Origin of the sequence: Pseudoalteromonas umbrosa (assembly GCF_030125375.1) — a bacterium.
Taxonomy (GTDB): Bacteria; Pseudomonadota; Gammaproteobacteria; order Enterobacterales; family Alteromonadaceae; genus Pseudoalteromonas; species Pseudoalteromonas umbrosa.
In genome coordinates this window covers 538,940-559,085 of record NZ_JASJUU010000001.1, presented here as the reverse complement: position 1 = coordinate 559,085, position 20,146 = coordinate 538,940, and the positions used below count along the sequence as shown (strand labels likewise).

Sequence of the window (20,146 nt, the reverse complement as noted above, 5' to 3'; positions counted from 1 at the left end):
AATAAATTTAAAATATTAACTTTTTATTCAATATTGTTATTTTTTTATATTTTCTCAGTTTGAGTAATTGAACACTCAACAATGCGGAAAAAAATAATGAATAATAAATTGAATATCGTGACTGCTGGTTTACTACTTGCTCTTGGTCAGGCAACTGCACAGACGTTTGATAACAGTGCTCAGGAATATGATCCATCAAAACATGTATGGGAATATACGTATCAATTAGCTGGTGGTGACCCACTTGTTGTGCACCAATGGCATCTTCAAAACAATGGACAGCATGCAGGCGCCATTACTCCAGGCGTAGCTGGTATTGACTTAAACCTTGATTTTACGCACCGCCGTGGCATTTTAGGCCAAGGGATCAACATTGCTGTTATTGATGACGGTCTAGCTACTTATCACCCAGATCTTGCACCTAATATGGCACAAGGTGATGTACTTAATCCTGACCCATATATATACCAATATAACTCTAGAGGCCGTCTAACAATTGACGATCACGGTACTAAAGTAGCTGGTATTGCAGCAGCTGCTGCATACAATGGTCAAGGTGGCCGAGGTGTTGCCCCTGCTGCAACATTAACTGGTGCTAACTTAATTGGTAATGAGCGTAATTTCGTAGGTCGAGACCTTGCTATTCGTGCAGTGATGGATATGGATGGTACCATTGCGCCAATGAACAAACATACTGACGCACGTGTTATTAACCAAAGTTTTGGTTACGCATTCTCTGATGCAAGCATTTACGGTGATTATCGCGCTTTCTTCGACAACATCGACGATGTCACTAAAAAAGCGGTAACAGAAAGTCACGGTGGTCGAGGTACAATGGCAGTTAAATCAGCAGGTAACAGCCACTACATTGGTGGTCGCTGGTTAGATAGAGATAATGGTCTTCTTACCCTAATCTATCCAAACGGCTATGCACTACCTGCATATGACGCGTCAATCGCAGATCCAACTAACGCAAACTTCTGGAACTTAACTGTTTCTGCATTAAATGCTAAAGGTAACCTCGCGGCATACTCTACAGGCGGTTCTGCTGTATTACTTACAGCGCCGGCAGGTGAGTGGGGCCGTTACAGCCCTGCAACCGTGACGACAGGTTTACCTAAATGGTGTACTGATGCAACAGAAACACAATGTGAAAATCCAATGTATGTGTTCAATATGAATGGTACGTCTGCCGCAGCACCAGCACTTTCCGGCGCAATAGCTCTTATTATGTCAGCTAACCACCAGCTTTCATGGCGTGATGTTAGACACCTGATGATCACAACGGCAACCAAAGTAGATGCAGATTCACAACCACGTATGATTGGCGATTACGAGGCTATTCCTAGCTGGCAAGTTAACGGTGCAGGTTATGCATTCCACTATGACTATGGCTTTGGTTTAGTAAATGTTGATGCTGCTGTTGAAAAAGCACTACTAACAGGTCCTATCCTTGGTGATTTACAAATCAAATCATACGATGTACCTGTAGCTGCGGACGCATTCATTTACGATGGTGATTTTTCAGGCACCGAGTCTGTTCATACTCAAACAGAGAACCTAACTGTTGAAGGTGTTAAAGTCCACCTTGACTTAGAACATGACCGCTTAGGCGATTTATCAATTGAGCTAATTTCTCCAAGCAACACGCGCAGCGTTATTTTAACTGCGGGTACTGATATTGAGGGTAATAAGTTTAACGGTAACGTTATTCTTTCAAACCACTTCTACGGTGAATCAGCAAAAGGTGATTGGAAACTTCGTGTTATCGATACAAACGCCAAAGACGCTTGGTCTGAGCGAGTATATGACCTTGGCACTGGTAAGTTTGTTGAAAACTCACTGACAGTGACGCCACAGCGTAGTGACAAAGTGCAGTCTAACAACGCTAAACCAGGTCAGTTGACGGGTTGGAGCATCACGTTCTTCGGTCACTAAGCAACTAAAATTAAGCAACTAAAAAAGAGAGCTATGTAACTAGCTCTCTTTTAAGTATTTTGTAATTAATATTCGTTTTTATACCAATTTAAACCTTCATCACTTTACTGGTTGAAGCTTGGCCAAAATACAAAACAACATACGTTTATGCTTAGCGAAGCACCGCATCACAACGCCAAGTAGGCTGTATTGTTCTTTGGTAGCAGCTCATATTAACGATGGTTAGCTTTTTCCACTTAGCGTAATACCCAATATATGCTTGTGCTTGGCCTTTAGAATAACCATAAGCTGTATAGGTTTGATCTGCTATCGCATAAGAAGAACCAAACAATGCAGCTATCGCTATAATCTTTTTAAAATTACTCATATTTTTCCTTATAAAATTACTGTTTTAGATAGGTCTTTCTTTAAATCAAATTAAAAGCTGTTGCTTAATAAAAAATGTAAATTAGCCACTCTAAATTTCGCAAAAACACTTACAACTTAGAGAAAGATAGATAACGCTCAGATATTAAAAACCCTTTAAAGGGTTTAACGATGAACAAACGTAATTAAGCATAACTACGTGCAGTGCATTGCCATACTGAGCCCAAACCAACTCTTTGACATTGAAAACTCGTTGGTATGCTTGAGGAGTTAGCGGCTTCTCTCCAAGCGCGGATCACGTTTGTAGTGGCACTTGCTTCGCTACCGCCATACGCTGAAACAGTTATTAATTGACCGACAGGTTGTTTACTCAAAGCACCAGTGCACTTCCAAGGTAGTTGCGCGCTCTGATGTACACAATACATGCTAGTCACTGTATAATTATTACTCTGTGCGTAACTATAAATATAGCTTTCTGCTTGAGTTCTATTTGAACCATATGCTATGTAATATTTATCTCCAGCAGCTACATAAAACGCACTAAATAAAAGCACAAAAACCATTAACAAGTTTAATCCTTTCATTTTATTCCTTTAACAAAATCAAGAGATCTGTGTAAAAATAATACAAATAAAAACATCAGGCTAATGATTAATATTCAACAAAACAAAGCAGACTAAAATCGTATTTTAAACTTGCAACCACATGAAAACTGGGATTTTCGAATGAAAAACGAGCTTCCAACACAAAGGCCAAGTAATAGTAAACAACAAGTTAGTGGGAAGTTTTTTTCACATTTAACAAAATATTAATATTTCGAGGTGATTTAGATAGGAAAAAATTGGGAAACACGAACGTTTTTCGTGTTTTCCCAAATAAAAAGTTAACTATAATAAGCTTCACCCGCTTCAGCTTTTGCTTTTAGCGGCTCTGACGGAGTGAAAACATCATTCTCGGTTGCATAGGTCGATAGCTCCGAACATACCTTGTTAATGCCACGTTTATCCATATAGCTAAACGGACCGCCTAAAAATGGCGGGAAGCCAATACCAAAAATCGCGCCAATATCACCATCTCTTGCTGAAGCAATGATTCCTTCATCTAAGCATCGTGATGCTTCATTTAGCATTTGTGCAACACAACGGTTCGCAATCTCTTGCTTATTTAAGCGAGGAGCTTGTGTGATACCAAGTAAGTCATAAACAGACTCGTCCACCTTTTTGCCTTTTTTACCTTCATAAGTGTAAAAACCGCGGCCTGTCTTTCTACCTAGACGCTTATTTTCAATCATACGTTCAAATGCATTAGGCGCTTTAAATCTTTCCCCTAGCTCTTTTTCAAGGATCGGGGCTATCTTTGAACCAATGTCTATGCCAACTTCATCTAGCAATGCAAGAGGCCCTACTGGAAATCCAAACTCAACTAGAGCCTGATCTATTTTCTCAATTGATTCTCCGGCTAATAGTAAGTTGGCAGCCTCATTGACATAAGGAGCTAAAATTCGATTGACATAGAATCCAGCTTTGTCTTTTACCACAATAGGCGTCTTACCTTGTTTACGGGCAAAGTTAACAGTTTTTGCGATGGTTTCATCTGATGTGCCTTCGTGAGGAATAATTTCAACTAACGGCATTTTCTCTACAGGAGAAAAGTAATGTAAACCAATGACATTTTCTGGACGTGCTGCATTTTCAGCAATTTGTGCAATCGGTAACGAAGAAGTGTTGCTGGCAAAAATTGTCGACTCAGCGCATTCACGCTCGATATCAGCAACCATACCTTGTTTTAGCGCAAGATCTTCAAACACTGCTTCAATCACGATATCGATGTGCTCAAAACCGCTATAATCTGTTGTCCCTGTGATACTATTCATGGTCGATTGCATTTGCGCTTTTGATAAAATACGGCGCTTTTGCTTTTTAGAGAGGATCTTATAGCTATAATTTAGTGCGTTACTGATACCCTGATGTGCAACGTCTTTAATACGCACTCGCACACCAGCTTTAGCTGCACTTACATGCGTTATCCCAGCCCCCATTAAACCACCACCAAGCACAGCCGCTCGCTCGATTTTAGCGGCATCATCACTTTGCCACTCTTTCTTCATCTCTGTTGTTGCGAAGAAAATACCACGCAATGAACGCGAGACCTCTGTCATAACCAAATCAGCAAAACCTTCAGCTTCCGTTTTGTATGCTTTTAGTTCATCAAGCTCAACAGACGCGCGAACAGCCTTGATAATGGCAAGTGGAGCCGGATAATGACCACCCGTTTTCTTCTCAACATTTTCTTGCGCTTTTTTGAAAATGATGTTGCGACCAAACGGATTTGATTCTAACAGCTGGCTTAACTTATCTAACTTTGGCTTACTCGCTTTGGGCTTGCCTTTACGGGCCAGTTTAACTGCTACTTCCATTAAAATGCTTTGCGGTACACTCTCATCGACCAAGCCCGCTTTAGCCGCTTGCTTCGCCCTAACTTGCTTACCAGTTAACATCCATTCAAGCGCTTTTTGGATACCAACCAATTTAGGTAGTCTTTGTGTACCGCCACCGCCTGGCAATAGACCTAGCTGTACTTCAGGCAATCCAAGTTTGGTTTTATCATCGCTGCTACACACTCGGTAATCACATGCCAGAGCAAACTCTAGCCCGCCACCAAGAGCCGCACCATGAATCGCAGCTACCGTTGGGAATGGCAGGGATTTCATTTTGAAAAATGCCTGCTGACACATTTCAGAAAGCCTCAGTGCATCCTCTCGTGTGTTTGCATTATCAAGCATTTTTATATCTGCACCGGCAATAAAGTTGTCCGCTTTACCGCTCACAAACACCATACCAGTTACATCGTCTTTTTTACCTTGCTCGATAATTTCAAGTAACTCGTCCGCAAAAGAATCACGCAAGGTATTCATTTTCTCGCCAGGTACATCAATTGTAACCAAAGCAACTTTATGACTATTTAATTCATAATTAAATACTGACATTTATGCACTCTCCAATACAAAAGCCGCACCTAAGCCACCAGCTGCACATGCTGTTGTTAGCGCAAGCCCACCACCTCGGCGTTTTAATTCATTTAGACTTTGCGTGATAAGTCTGGCACCCGTTGCTGCAAATGGATGTCCATAAGCAAGTGACCCACCATTGACATTGAATTTATCCATATCAATTTCACCAATAGCTTTACTGCGGCCCAATTTCTCTTGCGCAAATTTGTCTGATGCAAACATCTTCACATTCGCAAGCGCTTGCGCTGCAAACGCTTCATGCATTTCAATTAAATCTAAATCTTTTAATTCAATACCCGCTCTATCTAATGCTAAAGGCGTCGAATGTGCAGGACCCATTAGCATGTCTTCATGTACACCAATTGCAGAAAAGGCATAAGAACGCACATAACCAAGAATTTCATAACCAAGTGCTTTTGCTTTACTCTCACTCATCATGAGTACCGCAGCAGCGCCATCTGTAAGCGGTGTTGCGTTAGCAGCAGTCACTGAACCATGTTTTCTATCAAATACAGGACGTAGCTTCGCATACCCTTCAAGGGATGAGTTAGCACGAATATTATTATCTCTATCGATAAATTGCTTATAAGGTTCAACATGTGCAGTCATCACTTCTGGCGATAGCAGCCCATCATCCCAAGCTTTAGCAGCTAAAGAATGTGAACGGTGTGCTAGCGCATCTTGCTCTTCACGACTGATACCGTGTGTTTTTGCCATTTGCTCTGCTGTATCACCCATTGAAAGGCCTGTAGAATACTCTGCAACAGCTGGCGGTACTGGTAGTAAATCTTTTAAACGTAATTTAGAGAAGATTTTTAGGCGCTGACCCAAGGTTCTTGCTTTATTAAGGTCAACTAGACTGCCCGCAAGCTTTTTACTGACACCAATAGGAAGGACAGATGAAGAGTCAGCACCTCCAGCAATACCTACTGCACTATGGCCCGCGATAATGGACTCCGCAACATTCGCCACAGCCTGAAAACTCGTCGCACAGGCACGAGATACAGAATAAGCATCTACCGATACCGGCATACCTGTACCTAATACGATTTCACGGGCGATATTTGGCGCTTCAGGCATTTGCACCACTTGGCCAAAGACGAGCTGGTCAATTTCTTTTTTATCGATGTTAAGTCGTTCCAGCATTTCATTGACCACGGTTTTACCCAGATCAAGCGCAGGCACATGATGATAAGCAGTTGCTTGTTTTGCGAAAGGAGTACGCAGGCCACTGACGATGGCAATACGGTCTCCGTTTATTGTTTTTAGAATGTTTTGTCCAGACATGAATTTGCTCTCCCGCTGACAGGTCTGACCTGTTATTTTAACTCGATTCTAAACAACCGAATCCATTCTGCCAATAGAAAAATGGAAATTGTCTGTAAAAATCACAGCGCAAATTAAACTTAGCGTGAATTTTAAACAAATCAAAAAGCTTCTGAAAAATATATTAAAAATATGGAACTAAACGAAAAAAAAGAGTCTAAGAAAAGTGTGAAATTACACCTCAAAAGCTTGAGTTTTCTGTTTCAATCCATATAAATAAGCAACAAATTTGTCATAACAAGGACAAACAAGAATGGCAGTTAATGAGTTTACTGAATTAAAAAAATACTTAGATACCCAAATTATTGGTCAACCAGACCTAACTGAAGCCCTTTTAATCGCGATTTTAGCTGATGGCCACCTATTGGTAGAAGGCCCGCCAGGATTGGCAAAAACGCGTGCTGTAAACGCACTTGCTAAAGGCATTGAAGGCAGTTTCCAACGTGTTCAGTTTACCCCTGACTTATTACCTGCTGACATTACTGGTACCGATATTTACAGACAACAAACCAGTGAGTTTGTTTTTGAAAAAGGTCCTCTATTCCATAACCTAGTACTGGCAGATGAAATCAACCGAGCACCCGCTAAAGTCCAATCAGCGTTATTAGAGGCAATGGCAGAAAGACAAGTTACCGTTGGCAAAACGACTTATCCATTACCTGAACTATTTATGGTTATGGCGACCCAAAACCCGCTAGAGCAAGAAGGAACTTACCCGCTCCCTGAAGCACAATTAGATCGCTTTTTGCTGCACCTCAATATTGATTACCCAAAAGCGCAAACTGAATTAGAGATTTTACGTTTAACACGTGGCGAAGCGCTCAGTACTGAAGCCGTTAAATTTAATCCAATCAGTCAGCAAACTTTATTCGCAGCAAGAAAGAAGGTACTTGAGTTACATCTAGCTGAACCGCTTGAGCAATACCTAGTACAACTTATTATCGCTACCCGTGAAGCGGCCAAATTAGATGCTGAACTTGGTGCTTGGATTGAGCTAGGTGCAAGTCCACGTGCAACCATTGCGCTTGATAAATGTGCTCGTGCTCACGCTTGGCTGCAAGAACGTGATTTTGTCACGCCTGATGATATACAAGCAGTGTTACATGATGTACTCAGACATCGCATTATTTTAAGCTACGAAGCACAAGCAGATGGTATTACAAAAGATCAGGTGATCAGCCGCATCCTTGAGTTAGTACCAGTTCCTTAAAGTGTAGTTTTCCGCTATGAAAGCAAATATTGATATTAAAAACTGGTTTGCAAATTGCCACAGCAATGGCGTTGAACTTGGGCTGAAAGAGTTGCTCTACTACAGGAGCAAAGCTCGCCTTCTCGACTTAAAACCAAAAGGTCAAATTCGAAGTGCACAAGCTGGACAATACCTCGCACCTCACAAAGGGCGAGGCATGGAATTTGCCGAAGTGCGTCAATACCAATATGGTGACGATATTCGCGCAATAGATTGGCGTGTAACTGCTCGTACAGGTGAAGCGCACACAAAGCTTTACCAAGAAGAGAAAGAACGACCAGTATTTATCTTTACAGACTTGTCCAATAGCATGTTATTTGGCAGCCAATTGCTGCTCAAATCTGTGCAGGCCGCGCATTTAAGTGCACTTGTTGCATGGTCAGCATCGCAACGTGGCGATAGACTTGGTGGCGTGGTATTTTCAGAGCACAGTCACCATGAGCTCAAACCAACGGCAAGGGATAAAGGTGTTTTAGCATTTTGTCATCAATTATGTGATGTACATAACACCAGCCTAATTAGTCGTGACAAACAAAGCGACAGTCGATTTAACGACAATTTAAAGCGCCTCAAACACCTGGCAAAGCCGGGCAGTTTAATTTATCTTATTTCTGACTTTTCTGAGCTAGATGAAGAAAGCTTTTCCTTACTTGAAGGGATAAGCAGACACTGTGAGTTAATTGGTTGCCAAGTAAGTGATCCATTCGAGCATACCTTACCAGCTTACAGCGAAGCTGTCGAAATCCAAGGTACGCACAGTGCTTGGACATTGCCACTGAGCGACAAGCAATTTAGAGACAAGTTTGCCAAACGCGCCCAGCAAGTGTTTAACACACGATTAAAGCGCTTACAGCGTTCTGGCATGACCATGCTCAACTTCTCTGCTGATACCCCCTTAGAAACACAGCTCTCTAGGTGACAATAATGAATCAATCCCCTTTAGATGCCCTTCATGATGTAATACCGCCAGAGCAAGTGAGTTGGTGGCCTTTATCTTTGCCAATGTGGGCACTGATCATTGCTTCAACGCTTTTGCTGATCGCATTGGCTGTTTGGTTATATAAAAATTGGCGCTATGGCGCAGCTAAACGAGAAGCAATCCAGCTCAGTGCAACACATAAACAAGACGCGCTTGCTTTACATGGTCTTGTGAAAAGATTAGCCAAACATTATTACGGTACAACCGTCGCATCACAAACCAGCACAAACTGGTGTAATACTTTAAATACGATATCAAAAGTGCAGTTCAATGAACAAGATATTGCCTCTTTATATCAACCAGATAACAACAATGAACAAAGCGAAAAGCTCCTAACGGCAATTAAAACTTTTAAAATCAAGGAGCGCTTAGATGTTTGAATTTGAGTGGCCGCTGGCTTTTTTATTGCTCCCACTACCTTGGATAATCTCAAAAATAAAACCTGTTGCAGTACAGTCCCAACAGAAAATCCGTATGCCTAGTTATGCGTCATTAGGCGGTATCGGCACACAGGCACAATCGTATTCTCGAAAAAGAAATTGGCTCGAAATGCTGGTATGGCTGCTCTTGGTCACCGCTTTGAGCAACCCAACTTGGTTAGATGACCCAATCACATTGCCCAGTGAAGGCAGAGATATCATGCTGGCTGTCGACCTTTCTCACTCTATGGCTGAAGAAGACATGGAATACAATGGCCGTTACATCGACAGATTATCTGTAGTTAAAGCTGTATTAGGTGATTTTATAGAACAGCGACAAGGCGATAGACTTGGCTTGATATTATTTGCCGACACCGCTTTTTTACAAACGCCTTTAACCAAAGACATCAATACCGTAAGCCAAATGCTGCAAGAGTCACAAATTGGCTTGGTTGGCAGAGCAACTGCAATCGGCGATGCGTTGGGTCTTGCCGTTAAACGTTTCAATCAAAAAGAAGAAAGTAATCGTATCCTCATTTTGCTTACCGATGGTCAAAATACCGCTGGTAACTTACAACCTGAAGAAGCGTTAATCTTAGCCAGAGAAGAGGGGATAAAAGTATATACCATAGGTGTGGGCTCTGACGGCCGCAGAAATATGGGCTTTTTCTCACTGGGCAGCATGTCAGGAGCAAGCATTGATGAGCAAACTCTGACACATATTGCCACAGAAACAGGTGGCCGATACTTTAGAGCAAAAGATGTGCAAGGCTTACAACAAATTTACTCTGAACTTGATAACCTGGAACCTATTTCTGCTGAGGATGAAACATTTCGTCCTAAAATCGCATTGTTTTATATTCCCCTATTGGCCGCAATTGCTATGTGGGGTTTAGTACTGCTTATTCGCTTTGCAACACAATGGAGGCGAGATAATTAATATGACCGAATTTCAATTTATCCGACCAGAGCTACTTTGGCTACTGGTACCTTGGGCAATCATAAGTTTATTGCAGTGGTACAAAAAAGCAGGCCATAAACAGTCTCAATTAATTGCACCGCATCTTGCGAAAGTGGTTTTAACTGAAGGAAGGCAAAGTAAAACCAGTCACTCAACATGGTTAACCAGTCTAATTTTATTCCTAGGGGTGATCGCTGCAGCCGGGCCAAGCATTGAAAAGCAAAGCGTACCGGTTTTCTCTGCCAAACAGGCGAGAGTTATTGTTATGGATATGTCCTATTCTATGTATTCGACGGACATTGCACCTAACAGATTGACTCAGGCTAGATTTAAAACCTTAGACATGTTGCAACAGTTTCGTGAAGGTGACACCGCATTAGTTGCCTACGCCCAAGATGCCTTTATAATCTCCCCACTCACAAGCGATATAAATACGCTAGAAAACCTTGTTCCAAGTATTAGCCCAGAGATTATGCCGGGCAAAGGCGCGAACGTACTAGCCGGTATTGACCAAGCAAAAGCTTTGCTGGCGCAAGCAGGTTATCCATCAGGAGAAATCATTTTAATCACTGATGAAGTCGAGTTAGAAGATGCACAAGATATAAATGATATGCTCAGTGGCTCAGGGTATACCCTTCACGTTTACGGTGTTGGCACAGCACAAGGTGCGCCTATTAGTATTCCAGAAGGCGGCTTTTTAAAAGATAGATATGGACAAATTGTCGTTCCTAAGCTTTATGTCGATAGATTACGTTCACTTGCGCAGCGCTTAGGTGGTCGATATGCCACTTACTCACCGGATAACTCAGATATAGAGACCTTTGCAATTAATAATACGCAAGATATTGAAACGCCTAATGAACCGAACGAAACCCTTTGGCGCATCGATGCGGGAAAATATTTGTTATTTGTAATTATTCCTCTTGCGCTATTGGCATTTCGTAATAATGCTGTTGCGCTGGTAATTTGCGTGTTTGCCTATTTACCAAGCCAACCCAGTTATGCAGCCGATTGGCAATCTTGGTTCAAAAATGTCGACCAAAATGCGCTTTCTGCTTATCAACAAGAAGACTTTGATCAAGCAAGTACCGCACAGGATGCGTCGTTGCGCGGGGCAGCTCAATATAAGCAAGGTCAATATGAGCAAGCTGCAAAGACTTTAGAAAATGCAAATACAGCCATAGGTCAATATAACCTAGGTAACGCCCTCGCCCATTTGGGTAAACTTGATGACGCTATTCAAGCTTATGATCAAGCGTTGAAACTAGATCCGTCATTATCGCAAGCACAAGAGAACAAAGAACTCCTTGAGCAAATGAAAGATCAGCAATCACAACAAAACCAAGATCAAAACAATCAGCAGCAAGAGCAGTCTTCTGAACAACAAAACGATCAGCAGCAAGGTGAAAGCGAAAATCAAGAGCAACAATCTGGTGAACAAAACGATCAACAGAACCAATCGCAAGACGGACAAGGAAATGAATCTGAGCAAGAAAATAGCGAACAGTCAGAGCAATCTCAAAGTAGTGAGCAATCAGACAGTCAAAATAAGCCTGAATTAGCAGATAAACAAACAGGTGAAGAAAGCGAGCAAACGGAAGAGCAATCCCAAGCTCGCCCGCAGCAAGCACAACAGAGTGAGCCAAAAGAAGGTGAGCAATCTGAACAAATGCTACCAAGTGAAATGAAGGAATTAACACCAGAAGAGAAAGAAAAAGCGCAGCAACTCAACCAGCTACTGCGCCGAGTACCAGATGACCCCGCTATTTTGCTGAAGAACAAAATGCTTTTGGAATCAAGACAAAGACAACAACAAAGACAACCAGTAGGAGCTGAGAAATCATGGTAATGCGATTTGCTATTTATTTTATTTTATTCGCTGTCGCGCTGCCCGCTTTGGCTATAGACAGACTGACAGCCAGTGTCGATAAAAACCCCGTATTAGTTGGAGAGTATTTTACTTTAACTATAGAGGCGAATGGCAAAGTGTCGGGCCAAATGCCTGATACAAGCGCCATGGCACGAAGCTTCATTACAGGCCCTGTAAGTACCAGCTCTCGTACACAAATTGTTAATGGCAGCATGAGCAGTGCTACAAGCTGGCAAATGCAGGTGATGTCCCGAAGTGCGGGAGAGTTTACCATCCCTGCTTTTGAAGTATCTGGCGTAAAGAGTCAACCTATTACTCTGCGTGTTGTGGCAAGAGAAGCGGATGACAATCAACAAAAAGATGTATTTGTTACCACTGAACTCAATCTAGAATCTTTGTATGTGCAACAAGCTGCGCTATATACCGTTAAACTTTTCATTGGTAAAGATTTGCTCGACGCGCAAATGACACCGCCAACGATGAATGATGGCTCGATTACACCAATGGGACAGCAAGAAGAAAATTACGAAGTTCTTGATGGCCGCCGCTATCGAGTGATCACAAGAAATTACCTTGTACAGCCACAAAAGAGTGGTAACTTTAAAATTGAAGGGCCGATTTTCAATGGGCAAGTTAGAGAAGGCTATAGAAGAATGGCTGTCAGCGCGGTTGGTGACTCCATTGATGTTGAAGTAAAATCTATTCCTGACAACTACCGTGGCGCATGGCTACCTAGCGAATTAGTTAACTTGGCTGAAGAATGGCAACCAGAGGATGCACAGGTCCTTGTCGGTGCGCCAATCACACGTACTTTTACACTGACTGCTTTGGGCATTACTAAAGAGCAAATGCCTGATATTGAAGTGCCGAGTGTGGATGGGTTTAGGATTTATCCGGATGAAACCGACCGTAACCAAATGGCCCGTGATGGTCGAGTCATTTCACAAATGGTTGCATCATATGCGCTTCTACCGCAAAAGCCGGGCACTTATACTCTACCAGAAGTTAAATTACCTTGGTTTAATACGGTGATAAATCGCATTCAATATGCCACTCTACCAGCGAGAACGATTGAAGTAATTGCAGATCCTAATCAACCTCAACAGCCTGTGACTTTGCCACAAGCTGATATACAAGCCCAGTCTATAATCCCGCAAACCAATGTTGAGCCGACTATCATCTATAAAGATGCTGAAAAGTCTTGGGTTGATTGGCTTATTATGGGGTTAGGCTATTTATTATGGTTGATTACATTGGCTGTATTACTACTTAGAAAACCGGCTGTATTAGTACAAAGCCCGCAATTGGGCAATCAACCCAACATAAATACAGATGCACAAACAAAATTAAAGCAATTAGAAAAAGCTGCAAAGAGCAATGACACAAACCAGTTCTACTCGCTGTTGCGTGACTATGTAGAGCTTGCTCATCAGCAAACACTGAAATCGTGGTTAAGTCAGCAATCACCCGAAATTGGGGAAGAAATTGCAAAATTGCAGGCATCCCTTTATAGTGCAAATAAACAACAGGTTGATCTCGTAACGCTATATAATCAAATATGTAAAATTAAAAAGCGTTCAAAATCAGACGCTAAGAATCGCCTAGAATCGCTTTACTAAAAAATATGGCGAAAAACGAAATAATATTGCTGAAGGCAAGGTCTAGTTAGCATGACCCAAAAACAAAAACGTTACGAATCTTTGGTTCAGGTTTACCATACAGAGTTATATCGCTTTGCTTACTGGTTATGCCAAGACCCAACTATTGCAGAAGATTTGGTTCAGGAAACATTTTTACGTGCGTGGCGTTCTTTAGATGCACTACAGGATGAAAAAGCTGCCAAATCTTGGTTACTAACCATATTGCGACGAGAAAACGCCCGTCGCTTTGAGAGAAAACAATTTGACTATGCCGATGTTGAAAACGACACCTTAGTCGATACCAAAAGCACATCATTAGATGATGAAATGGAGCAAACTGTTGTTCAAAGACAAATTAATCAGTTAGCTTCTGAATATAGAGAGCCCCTATTGCTTCAGGTTGTCATGGGGTGTTCTGGGGATGAAATCGCAGAGATTTTAGAGTTAAACAAAAATACAGTCATGACTCGACTGTATAGAGCGAGAAATCAGCTAAAAGAGGCACTAACTAACGTGAATGAATCAGCAAAGGGGGCATCAAACTGATGGATGATTTAGAATTTCGCCGTCGCCTGTTCGCCGATCCGAGCGATGAGCAACTTATGAACGAAGCTAAGCAAGACCCAGCTAAAAAACGTTTGGTTGACGAAGTGCAAGATTTTGATGATATGTTAGGTAATGCGTTAAAGGTTCCGGTTCCTGAGGGCTTGCAAGCCAAATTACTTGCAAATATGGATGAGCAAGAACCTAAGACGCACTCCGCCGACAATGTCGTGAATCTAGCATGGTATAAGCGCTTTACTGTACCCATTGCGTCGGCGGCATCTGTTGCACTGGCTGTGATGGTTTACTTTAGCACTGCTGTCCATGCGCCTTTATATGCTGGAGAACATGCGCTTGAACACGTATATTATGAAGAGAGCGCGCTAACACTCAGCAAAGAAGTGAATCTACAAGTAGTCAACGAAAAACTTGCTATGCTTGGCGGTAAACTTGAATCACTGCCTGGCAAAGTGACTTATGCAACATTCTGCAATTTTAAAGGCCAACGCAGCTTACACTTGATCTTTCAATCAGATCACGGCCCTATGACAGTGTTTATTGTCCCAAGCGACAAAAATGACTACCGTCAGGGTGACACTCAGTTCAGTGACAGCCGATTCAGTGGCTCCATTAATAAAGGCGCTAATGCAGACACTATTTTGGTTGCAAAATTAGGCACTCCACTTGATAAGTATCAAGGCGAAGTCAACAACTCCTTACAATGGCTATAAAATGGGGCGCGATAAGCGCCCTATTTGTTCCTATAACCACCCTATTTCAGTTCAATTTCTTTTTTAATTTCATTAGAATGTCACACAGTATTTAAACTTAGAGGAAAACCATGAAACAATTTTTTGTTTTATTGACTATCGTTTCAATGTTGTTTGCTACTGCTTTTGACGCTGAAGCGCGTAAAAAGTTTGGCGGCAAGAAAAAAGGCAAAACACATCAAACTTCTACTGTGCAACAAAAAAAGCAAGTGGATACTAAATCACTGGCTGCACAGCAAGGTGCAAAGAAAAAGTCGAGCAAAAAAGGCATTATGGCTGGCGTACTAGGTGGCCTATTAGCTGGCGGTCTAATCGCAGCAATGATGGGTGATGATTTTGAGGGCTTCCAATTCCTTGAAATGATCCTTTTCGCCATTGCAGCATTTGTCCTGTTCAAATTTATCATGGGCTTTATGCGCAAAAAGCAGCAACCGCAAATGGCTGGCGCGCCTAACTTTGCTCAGCAGCAGCCACAGCAAAATCAATCTTTCTCTCAACCTCAGCAGTTTCAAGCGAATCAAACAGCAGGTGGGTTTGGTGCACAGCAAGAAGTTCCATTTAACTTACCTCGTGATTTTGATGTAAATGGCTTCCTACAAGGTGCGCGTTCACACTATCAAACGATCCAGACAGCGTGGAACAACAGAGACTACACGACAATGGCTGAATACCTAAGCCCAGAGCTTGTAGAAGAGTTCCGACAAGAGCGTGAGCAACAAGGTGACGTCGCGACTGAAGTTATGTTTGTTGACGCTGAGCTTGCTCGTGCTGACGTAGGTGCAGATAAGTGGGAAATCAGTGTCATGTTCCGTGGTAAGTACCGTGACCAAGGTGACATGCAGGAAGAACCAATTCATGAAGTTTGGCACTTAGAGCGTAAAACACAAGGTGATGCGCCTTGGTTAATCGTAGGTGTAGAAGACTTAATTGAAAGCTAAATTTTAGCAGATTAAAAGAGGCTCGAAAGAGCCTTTTTTATACCCTGAGAACCTAGCATGATTACACTTTAAAAAAAGCGCCTATCTTTATCTAATATCAGTTCTAAATCACAAATTGTTGGTAAGGTTTCGATGCCCCACTCTGTTAGCCTCTGATATGACTGAATAAACTCATAGACTTGCTGCTCACCCATACCTTTTCCTCTACTCGCAATCAATTTTTGCTCTTGCTCCAAGCGCCACTGATACACGTATTCAAAGCTTTGTCCGTTCAAAAATACCAAATTATCAAATAACGAAAAAAGCATTTGATAATCTTTAGACAAAAAATCATTTACTTGCGAGCGATACAGGCGTTCTGCATCTTGTTGGGACTCAAATTGATTACAGCTACTTTTTAACAAATCATGGGGCTGAGGTGGCACACCTAAACACCATCCCTCAAATACTAAAACATCAAGCGGCGAAGTAACTGACGTCCAGCTATCTTCAGGGTAAGGTTCATCAGCTGCTTTATCAAAACGCGGCAAAACAAGAGGTTTAGATTGCTTAAAATCGTTGATGACATCTATGGCACGTTGAATATCGTGAGTACCAGGTGCTCCCCGTGTTAGAAACAGCGGTGAATACCGACTCGCAAGCACTTGGCGTTTAGCTGTACTGTGATAGAAATCATCAATAGAAACGGACTCAGCCAACTTCCCTTGGCTTTTTAAATAAGCAACAAAATACGCAGACAATGTTGATTTTCCACTGCCCTGACAGCCACTCACAGCTATACATATTGGTTTAGATTGATTTGAGATTGTGTGCTTTAGCCAAGCTAACGCTTTTTCGCATCCGATAATATACTGCTTTGGCAGCTTATGTGCTTCACAAAACTGCAGTTGCCAATCGGTTAAAACTTGCATTTACATGACTTCAAATTTATAACCGACGCCATAAATCGAATGAATAAACTCACAATCGGGCGCGATATCTTGCAGTTTTTTCCTTATTTTTTTTACGTGACTATCAATCGTTCTATCACTCACAACGCGATCATCATCGTAGATTGAGTCCATGAGTCTTGCACGATTATAAACGCGTCCTGGGTGCTTAAACATAGTTTGTAAAAGCATAAACTCAACATGCGTTAAGTCGGTTCTCATACCGTTATAATTCACAAACAAGGTGTCTTCTTCGAGCACCAACCCTGTTTGTATTGGCGCAGTATTGTTGGTTCGTCTTAAAATTGCCTTTACACGTGCAACCACTTCTTTTGGGCTGTATGGTTTACATACATAATCATCCGCCCCCACTTCTAACCCCAATAGACGGTCTATTTCTTCAACCTTCGCGGTTGTCATAATTATTGGCACTTCAGAGTCTCTACGTACTTGAGTGCAAATTTCAATACCATCCACCGACGGTAACATGAGATCCAACAAAATAATATCAGGGGCAAAGGTACGGACTCTAGAAAGTGCTTCAGCACCGTCCATTACGATGTCAAACTCATAACCGGCTTGCGCTAGATATTTTCCTAGAATAACAGCCAGCTTTTCTTCATCTTCAATGATCAGAACTTTCTGAATAACCATTTAAATACCTTATTTGTTCTTCTTTGCGTTCTCGTGTTAAAGATCTTACTTATTTTAATAAGTGTGTCTATGTCTATAATTTTTGGTGATTATTTAATAATCGGCAGTGTCACATCAACACTTACCCCACCTAATTCACTGTTAGTGGCAACAATAGAGCCATTGTGCGCTTGTACTATACTGGCACAAATTGCCAAACCAAGCCCTGAGCCACCGGAAGCACGGTCTCGCGCTTTATCGACTCGATACAACCTATCAAACAGCATTGGCAGCAACTCAGGCTCAACACCGGGACTACTATCTTGCCAACGGATCAATACCGCATCTTTTGACTGTTCAAGTACCACCCTTATTTGCCCTGGCTGCGCTTCACTTGAGTCAGTATAGCGCAGCGTATTCTGCATAAAGTTACTGAACAGTTGTGAAAGCCTCGCTTCATCACAGTTGAGTATACATTGTGGCTCACCAACTATCTGCCATTCAAAATGCTTATTTTTAAGTGTAGCCAAATGAGAGTCGAACGTATGGCCTATCACTTCATTAATATCACACTCTGCCATGTTATAACTCAATGACCCTCTGTCAGACATTGAGAGCTGATGTAGATCATCAACGAGCTTAGTTAACCGATTAATTTCGTCATAGAGCGAGTTAAGTTGCGCTTCGTCAGACTCAATGATGCCATCAATCATTCCTTCAAGCTCAGCTTTAAATACCGCGATAGGCGTACGTAATTCATGGGATATATCTGCTATCCATTGCTGCCGTGAATGTTGGTTTTCATCCAACGTTTTAGCCAATGTGTTTAGGTCATTAGCGAGCAAGCCAAGCTCATCCTTACTGAAAGAGTTAAAAGGCGGCTCATAATTACCCGCTGCAATCTTTTTAGCCGCCGCTCTAAGAGATAAAACAGGTGCAACAAGGAAGCGGCTAAATGGGATCGCTAGTAAGCTACTCACTATCATCGCTATGATCGCAATCCCTAAAAACCAATGCTGTTGTCGACTAGCAAATAATGAATCCAAAGAGTTACTTATCTCTAAGCCATTTTCTAAGCCAATAAACCCTAGTAGTTTTCCAGAGTTATCTGCATTTTCATACACTTCAACCCATAGCGTGGTATTTTTACTGTCTTTTCGGCCTTTGAGCAGCTCGCCAGATGCTGATTTAAGTACAAGGCGTGATTGAGCCCCACGCATATGTCTTGGAGGACGCTGTTCCCTGCCCATTCGTCTCTCTGGTGAAAACACTTTATCACTTGATGCTTCGCTTTCAGGTCTGTGATGTTTTGGAGGACCACGCCTAGGACGCTTTACCATGTCATCAATTTCTGTTTGAGAGCGACCGTGATACTCACCAACGAGCCGAGTCCAATGCGGATACTTTCTTGTCATCCACTGATCGCCATACTGAGCAAAGTTTTCACGAATCGTAGGGAGTAAGGTGACCAGTTTTGCGCGACTGCTGTTTTGTAAGTACTCCTTAAAGCTCTTTTCAAATGCAAGTTGGTTTGCATAATAGACTGCTGAAATAAGCACTGCATTGACCGAAAGCAAGATCACAAGTAACTTTCTTCTTAGGGTTAACTTCATTTAAACTCCATAAAAATCAAAGATACAAGCAAATACTCTGTATCCAGCGCCCAACATATTGCACCTATATCAATGCAGGCTTTGCGTGTAATGTATATAAAGGCTTGTTTCTAATTTACTACAAGTAGTATCGGATATGAATGTGCAAAAACCGTGGAAGTTAGAGATACGAAGGCAAAACCTCGCCTTCGTATAAGATATTAGCAACTAATTAAATTGAACGATTTCTAAACCAACAACATAGCGTTCTGCTACATCTTCATTACTACTGCTGCGCACCACTTTAGCGCTGGCATTAAAAGGCGGGATCGTTGTGCTTTTACTATTGATGAACACAGTCACCAACTCACCTACTTCCAAGGGATGTTCAATCTCAACGGACAAACCAGTAGCGCTTAAATCTAGGCATGTGCCAAGAAACTTTTCCCCAGATTGGCTTACCGTTAACTCAGCTTGCGCATTGACCATCATGCGCATAAAACGACGTTTATCTTCATGGATCATAGTGAGCTCCTAGACCATATTTTTTATTTTTTCCAAAAGCGATTGCATGGCGAATGGTTTAACGACATATTCATCACAACCCGCTTCATACCCTGCTTGTTTCTCTTGCTCAGATTCTAAACCTGAGACCATCATTACCGGAATATCTTTGGTTTCGGGTGTATTTTTCAGCATGCGGCAAGTATCATACCCATCTAAGCCAGGCATACAAACATCAAGCAAAATCACGTCCGGAGGGTCCGCGATCGCATTTGACAAGCAACTGATCCCAGATTCTGCATAACTGAATTTAAACGCATCTGACAAAGCCATCGACAACATTTCGTAGTTAAAGTACTCATCATCAACAACTAGCACATGCGGTGTTCTACTCCGTCTTTGCTGCGTGGACATAGTCAATGTCGCTTCCTTATCACAATCCAAAAATTTAAATCCTCTTATTAAGGTAATTGGCTCAA

The 20,146-nt window shown here is 42.0% G+C and carries 19 protein-coding genes; 10 read left to right on the top strand and 9 right to left on the bottom strand.

What is annotated here, in order from left to right; translation table 11 throughout:
- Nucleotides 1–96 precede the first annotated feature (96 nt).
- Nucleotides 97–1,938 (top strand): S8 family serine peptidase, encoded by a 1,842-nt coding sequence (locus QNM16_RS02425; RefSeq protein WP_284019001.1) that lies wholly within the window; start codon nucleotides 97–99, stop codon nucleotides 1,936–1,938.
- Nucleotides 1,939–2,089: 151 nt separating this feature from the next.
- Here QNM16_RS02425 and QNM16_RS02420 read toward each other — a convergent pair whose 3' ends face one another.
- The 4 genes from QNM16_RS02420 to fadI form a co-directional block, all read right to left on the bottom strand.
- The gene (locus QNM16_RS02420; RefSeq protein ID WP_284019000.1) at nucleotides 2,090–2,305 is read right to left on the bottom strand and encodes a hypothetical protein; all 216 of its coding nucleotides are present in this window, start codon (nucleotides 2,303–2,305) and stop codon (nucleotides 2,090–2,092) included.
- A 184-nt stretch (nucleotides 2,306–2,489) separates the two neighbouring features.
- Nucleotides 2,490–2,888, bottom strand: a complete 399-nt coding sequence (locus tag QNM16_RS02415) for a hypothetical protein (RefSeq protein ID WP_284018999.1) — start codon at nucleotides 2,886–2,888, stop codon at nucleotides 2,490–2,492.
- A 299-nt stretch (nucleotides 2,889–3,187) separates the two neighbouring features.
- Nucleotides 3,188–5,290, bottom strand: a complete 2,103-nt coding sequence (gene fadJ, locus QNM16_RS02410) for a fatty acid oxidation complex subunit alpha FadJ (protein WP_284018998.1) — start codon at nucleotides 5,288–5,290, stop codon at nucleotides 3,188–3,190.
- Nucleotides 5,291–6,601 (bottom strand): acetyl-CoA C-acyltransferase FadI, encoded by a 1,311-nt coding sequence (gene fadI, locus QNM16_RS02405; RefSeq protein WP_284018997.1) that lies wholly within the window; start codon nucleotides 6,599–6,601, stop codon nucleotides 5,291–5,293.
- A gap of 292 nt (nucleotides 6,602–6,893) precedes the next feature.
- Here fadI and QNM16_RS02400 point away from each other — a divergent pair, with 292 nt between their 5' ends.
- The 9 genes from QNM16_RS02400 (at nucleotide 6,894) to QNM16_RS02360 (ending at nucleotide 16,009) form a co-directional block, all read left to right on the top strand.
- A complete protein-coding gene (locus QNM16_RS02400; RefSeq protein ID WP_284018996.1) occupies nucleotides 6,894–7,850 on the top strand; it encodes an AAA family ATPase in 957 nt (318 codons plus the stop codon).
- Between the two features lie 16 nt (nucleotides 7,851–7,866).
- Nucleotides 7,867–8,808 carry a DUF58 domain-containing protein gene (locus QNM16_RS02395; RefSeq protein ID WP_284018995.1) on the top strand — a complete coding sequence of 314 codons (942 nt, stop codon included), beginning with the start codon at nucleotides 7,867–7,869 and terminating at the stop codon, nucleotides 8,806–8,808.
- A 5-nt stretch (nucleotides 8,809–8,813) separates the two neighbouring features.
- On the top strand, nucleotides 8,814–9,248 hold the full coding sequence (locus QNM16_RS02390) for a DUF4381 domain-containing protein (protein WP_284018994.1): 435 nt from the start codon (nucleotides 8,814–8,816) through the stop codon (nucleotides 9,246–9,248).
- A complete protein-coding gene (locus QNM16_RS02385; protein ID WP_284018993.1) occupies nucleotides 9,241–10,227 on the top strand; it encodes a vWA domain-containing protein in 987 nt (328 codons plus the stop codon). The genes QNM16_RS02390 and QNM16_RS02385 overlap by 8 nt, the downstream gene beginning before the upstream one ends.
- Nucleotide 10,228: 1 nt before the next feature.
- Nucleotides 10,229–12,097 (top strand): VWA domain-containing protein, encoded by a 1,869-nt coding sequence (locus QNM16_RS02380; RefSeq protein ID WP_284018992.1) that lies wholly within the window; start codon nucleotides 10,229–10,231, stop codon nucleotides 12,095–12,097.
- Complete coding sequence (locus QNM16_RS02375) at nucleotides 12,091–13,737, top strand: BatD family protein (protein WP_284018991.1); 1,647 nt, start codon at nucleotides 12,091–12,093, stop codon at nucleotides 13,735–13,737. The genes QNM16_RS02380 and QNM16_RS02375 overlap by 7 nt, the downstream gene beginning before the upstream one ends.
- A gap of 51 nt (nucleotides 13,738–13,788) precedes the next feature.
- The gene (locus QNM16_RS02370) at nucleotides 13,789–14,304 is read left to right on the top strand and encodes a sigma-70 family RNA polymerase sigma factor (protein ID WP_284018990.1); all 516 of its coding nucleotides are present in this window, start codon (nucleotides 13,789–13,791) and stop codon (nucleotides 14,302–14,304) included.
- Complete coding sequence (locus QNM16_RS02365; RefSeq protein WP_284018989.1) at nucleotides 14,304–15,032, top strand: DUF3379 family protein; 729 nt, start codon at nucleotides 14,304–14,306, stop codon at nucleotides 15,030–15,032. Before QNM16_RS02370 ends, QNM16_RS02365 begins: the two co-directional genes overlap by 1 nt.
- Before the next feature lie 110 nt (nucleotides 15,033–15,142).
- Nucleotides 15,143–16,009: a Tim44 domain-containing protein gene (locus QNM16_RS02360; RefSeq protein WP_284018988.1), complete on the top strand. Its 867-nt coding sequence runs from the start codon at nucleotides 15,143–15,145 to the stop codon at nucleotides 16,007–16,009.
- A gap of 68 nt (nucleotides 16,010–16,077) precedes the next feature.
- Here the strand turns inward: QNM16_RS02360 and QNM16_RS02355 are convergent, their stop codons facing one another.
- From QNM16_RS02355 to QNM16_RS02335, 5 genes are all read right to left on the bottom strand, one after another.
- On the bottom strand, nucleotides 16,078–16,920 hold the full coding sequence (locus QNM16_RS02355) for a kinase (protein ID WP_284018987.1): 843 nt from the start codon (nucleotides 16,918–16,920) through the stop codon (nucleotides 16,078–16,080).
- Nucleotides 16,921–17,592 carry a response regulator gene (locus tag QNM16_RS02350; RefSeq protein WP_284018986.1) on the bottom strand — a complete coding sequence of 224 codons (672 nt, stop codon included), beginning with the start codon at nucleotides 17,590–17,592 and terminating at the stop codon, nucleotides 16,921–16,923. It abuts the gene before it with no gap.
- A gap of 89 nt (nucleotides 17,593–17,681) precedes the next feature.
- Nucleotides 17,682–19,184 (bottom strand): ATP-binding protein, encoded by a 1,503-nt coding sequence (locus QNM16_RS02345; protein ID WP_284018985.1) that lies wholly within the window; start codon nucleotides 19,182–19,184, stop codon nucleotides 17,682–17,684.
- 207 nt (nucleotides 19,185–19,391) lie between these two features.
- Complete coding sequence (locus QNM16_RS02340; protein WP_284018984.1) at nucleotides 19,392–19,688, bottom strand: PilZ domain-containing protein; 297 nt, start codon at nucleotides 19,686–19,688, stop codon at nucleotides 19,392–19,394.
- A gap of 9 nt (nucleotides 19,689–19,697) precedes the next feature.
- A complete protein-coding gene (locus QNM16_RS02335) occupies nucleotides 19,698–20,081 on the bottom strand; it encodes a response regulator (RefSeq protein ID WP_036977231.1) in 384 nt (127 codons plus the stop codon).
- Nucleotides 20,082–20,146: the final 65 nt, after the last annotated feature.

Coding starts and splice junctions, on each gene's coding strand:
- QNM16_RS02425 (WP_284019001.1), top strand. CDS start 97: ATGAATAATAAATTGAATATCGTGACTGCTGGTTTACTACTTGCTCTT.
- QNM16_RS02420 (WP_284019000.1), bottom strand. CDS start 2,305: ATGAGTAATTTTAAAAAGATTATAGCGATAGCTGCATTGTTTGGTTCT.
- QNM16_RS02415 (WP_284018999.1), bottom strand. CDS start 2,888: ATGAAAGGATTAAACTTGTTAATGGTTTTTGTGCTTTTATTTAGTGCG.
- fadJ (WP_284018998.1), bottom strand. CDS start 5,290: ATGTCAGTATTTAATTATGAATTAAATAGTCATAAAGTTGCTTTGGTT.
- fadI (WP_284018997.1), bottom strand. CDS start 6,601: ATGTCTGGACAAAACATTCTAAAAACAATAAACGGAGACCGTATTGCC.
- QNM16_RS02400 (WP_284018996.1), top strand. CDS start 6,894: ATGGCAGTTAATGAGTTTACTGAATTAAAAAAATACTTAGATACCCAA.
- QNM16_RS02395 (WP_284018995.1), top strand. CDS start 7,867: ATGAAAGCAAATATTGATATTAAAAACTGGTTTGCAAATTGCCACAGC.
- QNM16_RS02390 (WP_284018994.1), top strand. CDS start 8,814: ATGAATCAATCCCCTTTAGATGCCCTTCATGATGTAATACCGCCAGAG.
- QNM16_RS02385 (WP_284018993.1), top strand. CDS start 9,241: ATGTTTGAATTTGAGTGGCCGCTGGCTTTTTTATTGCTCCCACTACCT.
- QNM16_RS02380 (WP_284018992.1), top strand. CDS start 10,229: ATGACCGAATTTCAATTTATCCGACCAGAGCTACTTTGGCTACTGGTA.
- QNM16_RS02375 (WP_284018991.1), top strand. CDS start 12,091: ATGGTAATGCGATTTGCTATTTATTTTATTTTATTCGCTGTCGCGCTG.
- QNM16_RS02370 (WP_284018990.1), top strand. CDS start 13,789: ATGACCCAAAAACAAAAACGTTACGAATCTTTGGTTCAGGTTTACCAT.
- QNM16_RS02365 (WP_284018989.1), top strand. CDS start 14,304: ATGGATGATTTAGAATTTCGCCGTCGCCTGTTCGCCGATCCGAGCGAT.
- QNM16_RS02360 (WP_284018988.1), top strand. CDS start 15,143: ATGAAACAATTTTTTGTTTTATTGACTATCGTTTCAATGTTGTTTGCT.
- QNM16_RS02355 (WP_284018987.1), bottom strand. CDS start 16,920: ATGCAAGTTTTAACCGATTGGCAACTGCAGTTTTGTGAAGCACATAAG.
- QNM16_RS02350 (WP_284018986.1), bottom strand. CDS start 17,592: ATGGTTATTCAGAAAGTTCTGATCATTGAAGATGAAGAAAAGCTGGCT.
- QNM16_RS02345 (WP_284018985.1), bottom strand. CDS start 19,184: ATGAAGTTAACCCTAAGAAGAAAGTTACTTGTGATCTTGCTTTCGGTC.
- QNM16_RS02340 (WP_284018984.1), bottom strand. CDS start 19,688: ATGATCCATGAAGATAAACGTCGTTTTATGCGCATGATGGTCAATGCG.
- QNM16_RS02335 (WP_036977231.1), bottom strand. CDS start 20,081: ATGTCCACGCAGCAAAGACGGAGTAGAACACCGCATGTGCTAGTTGTT.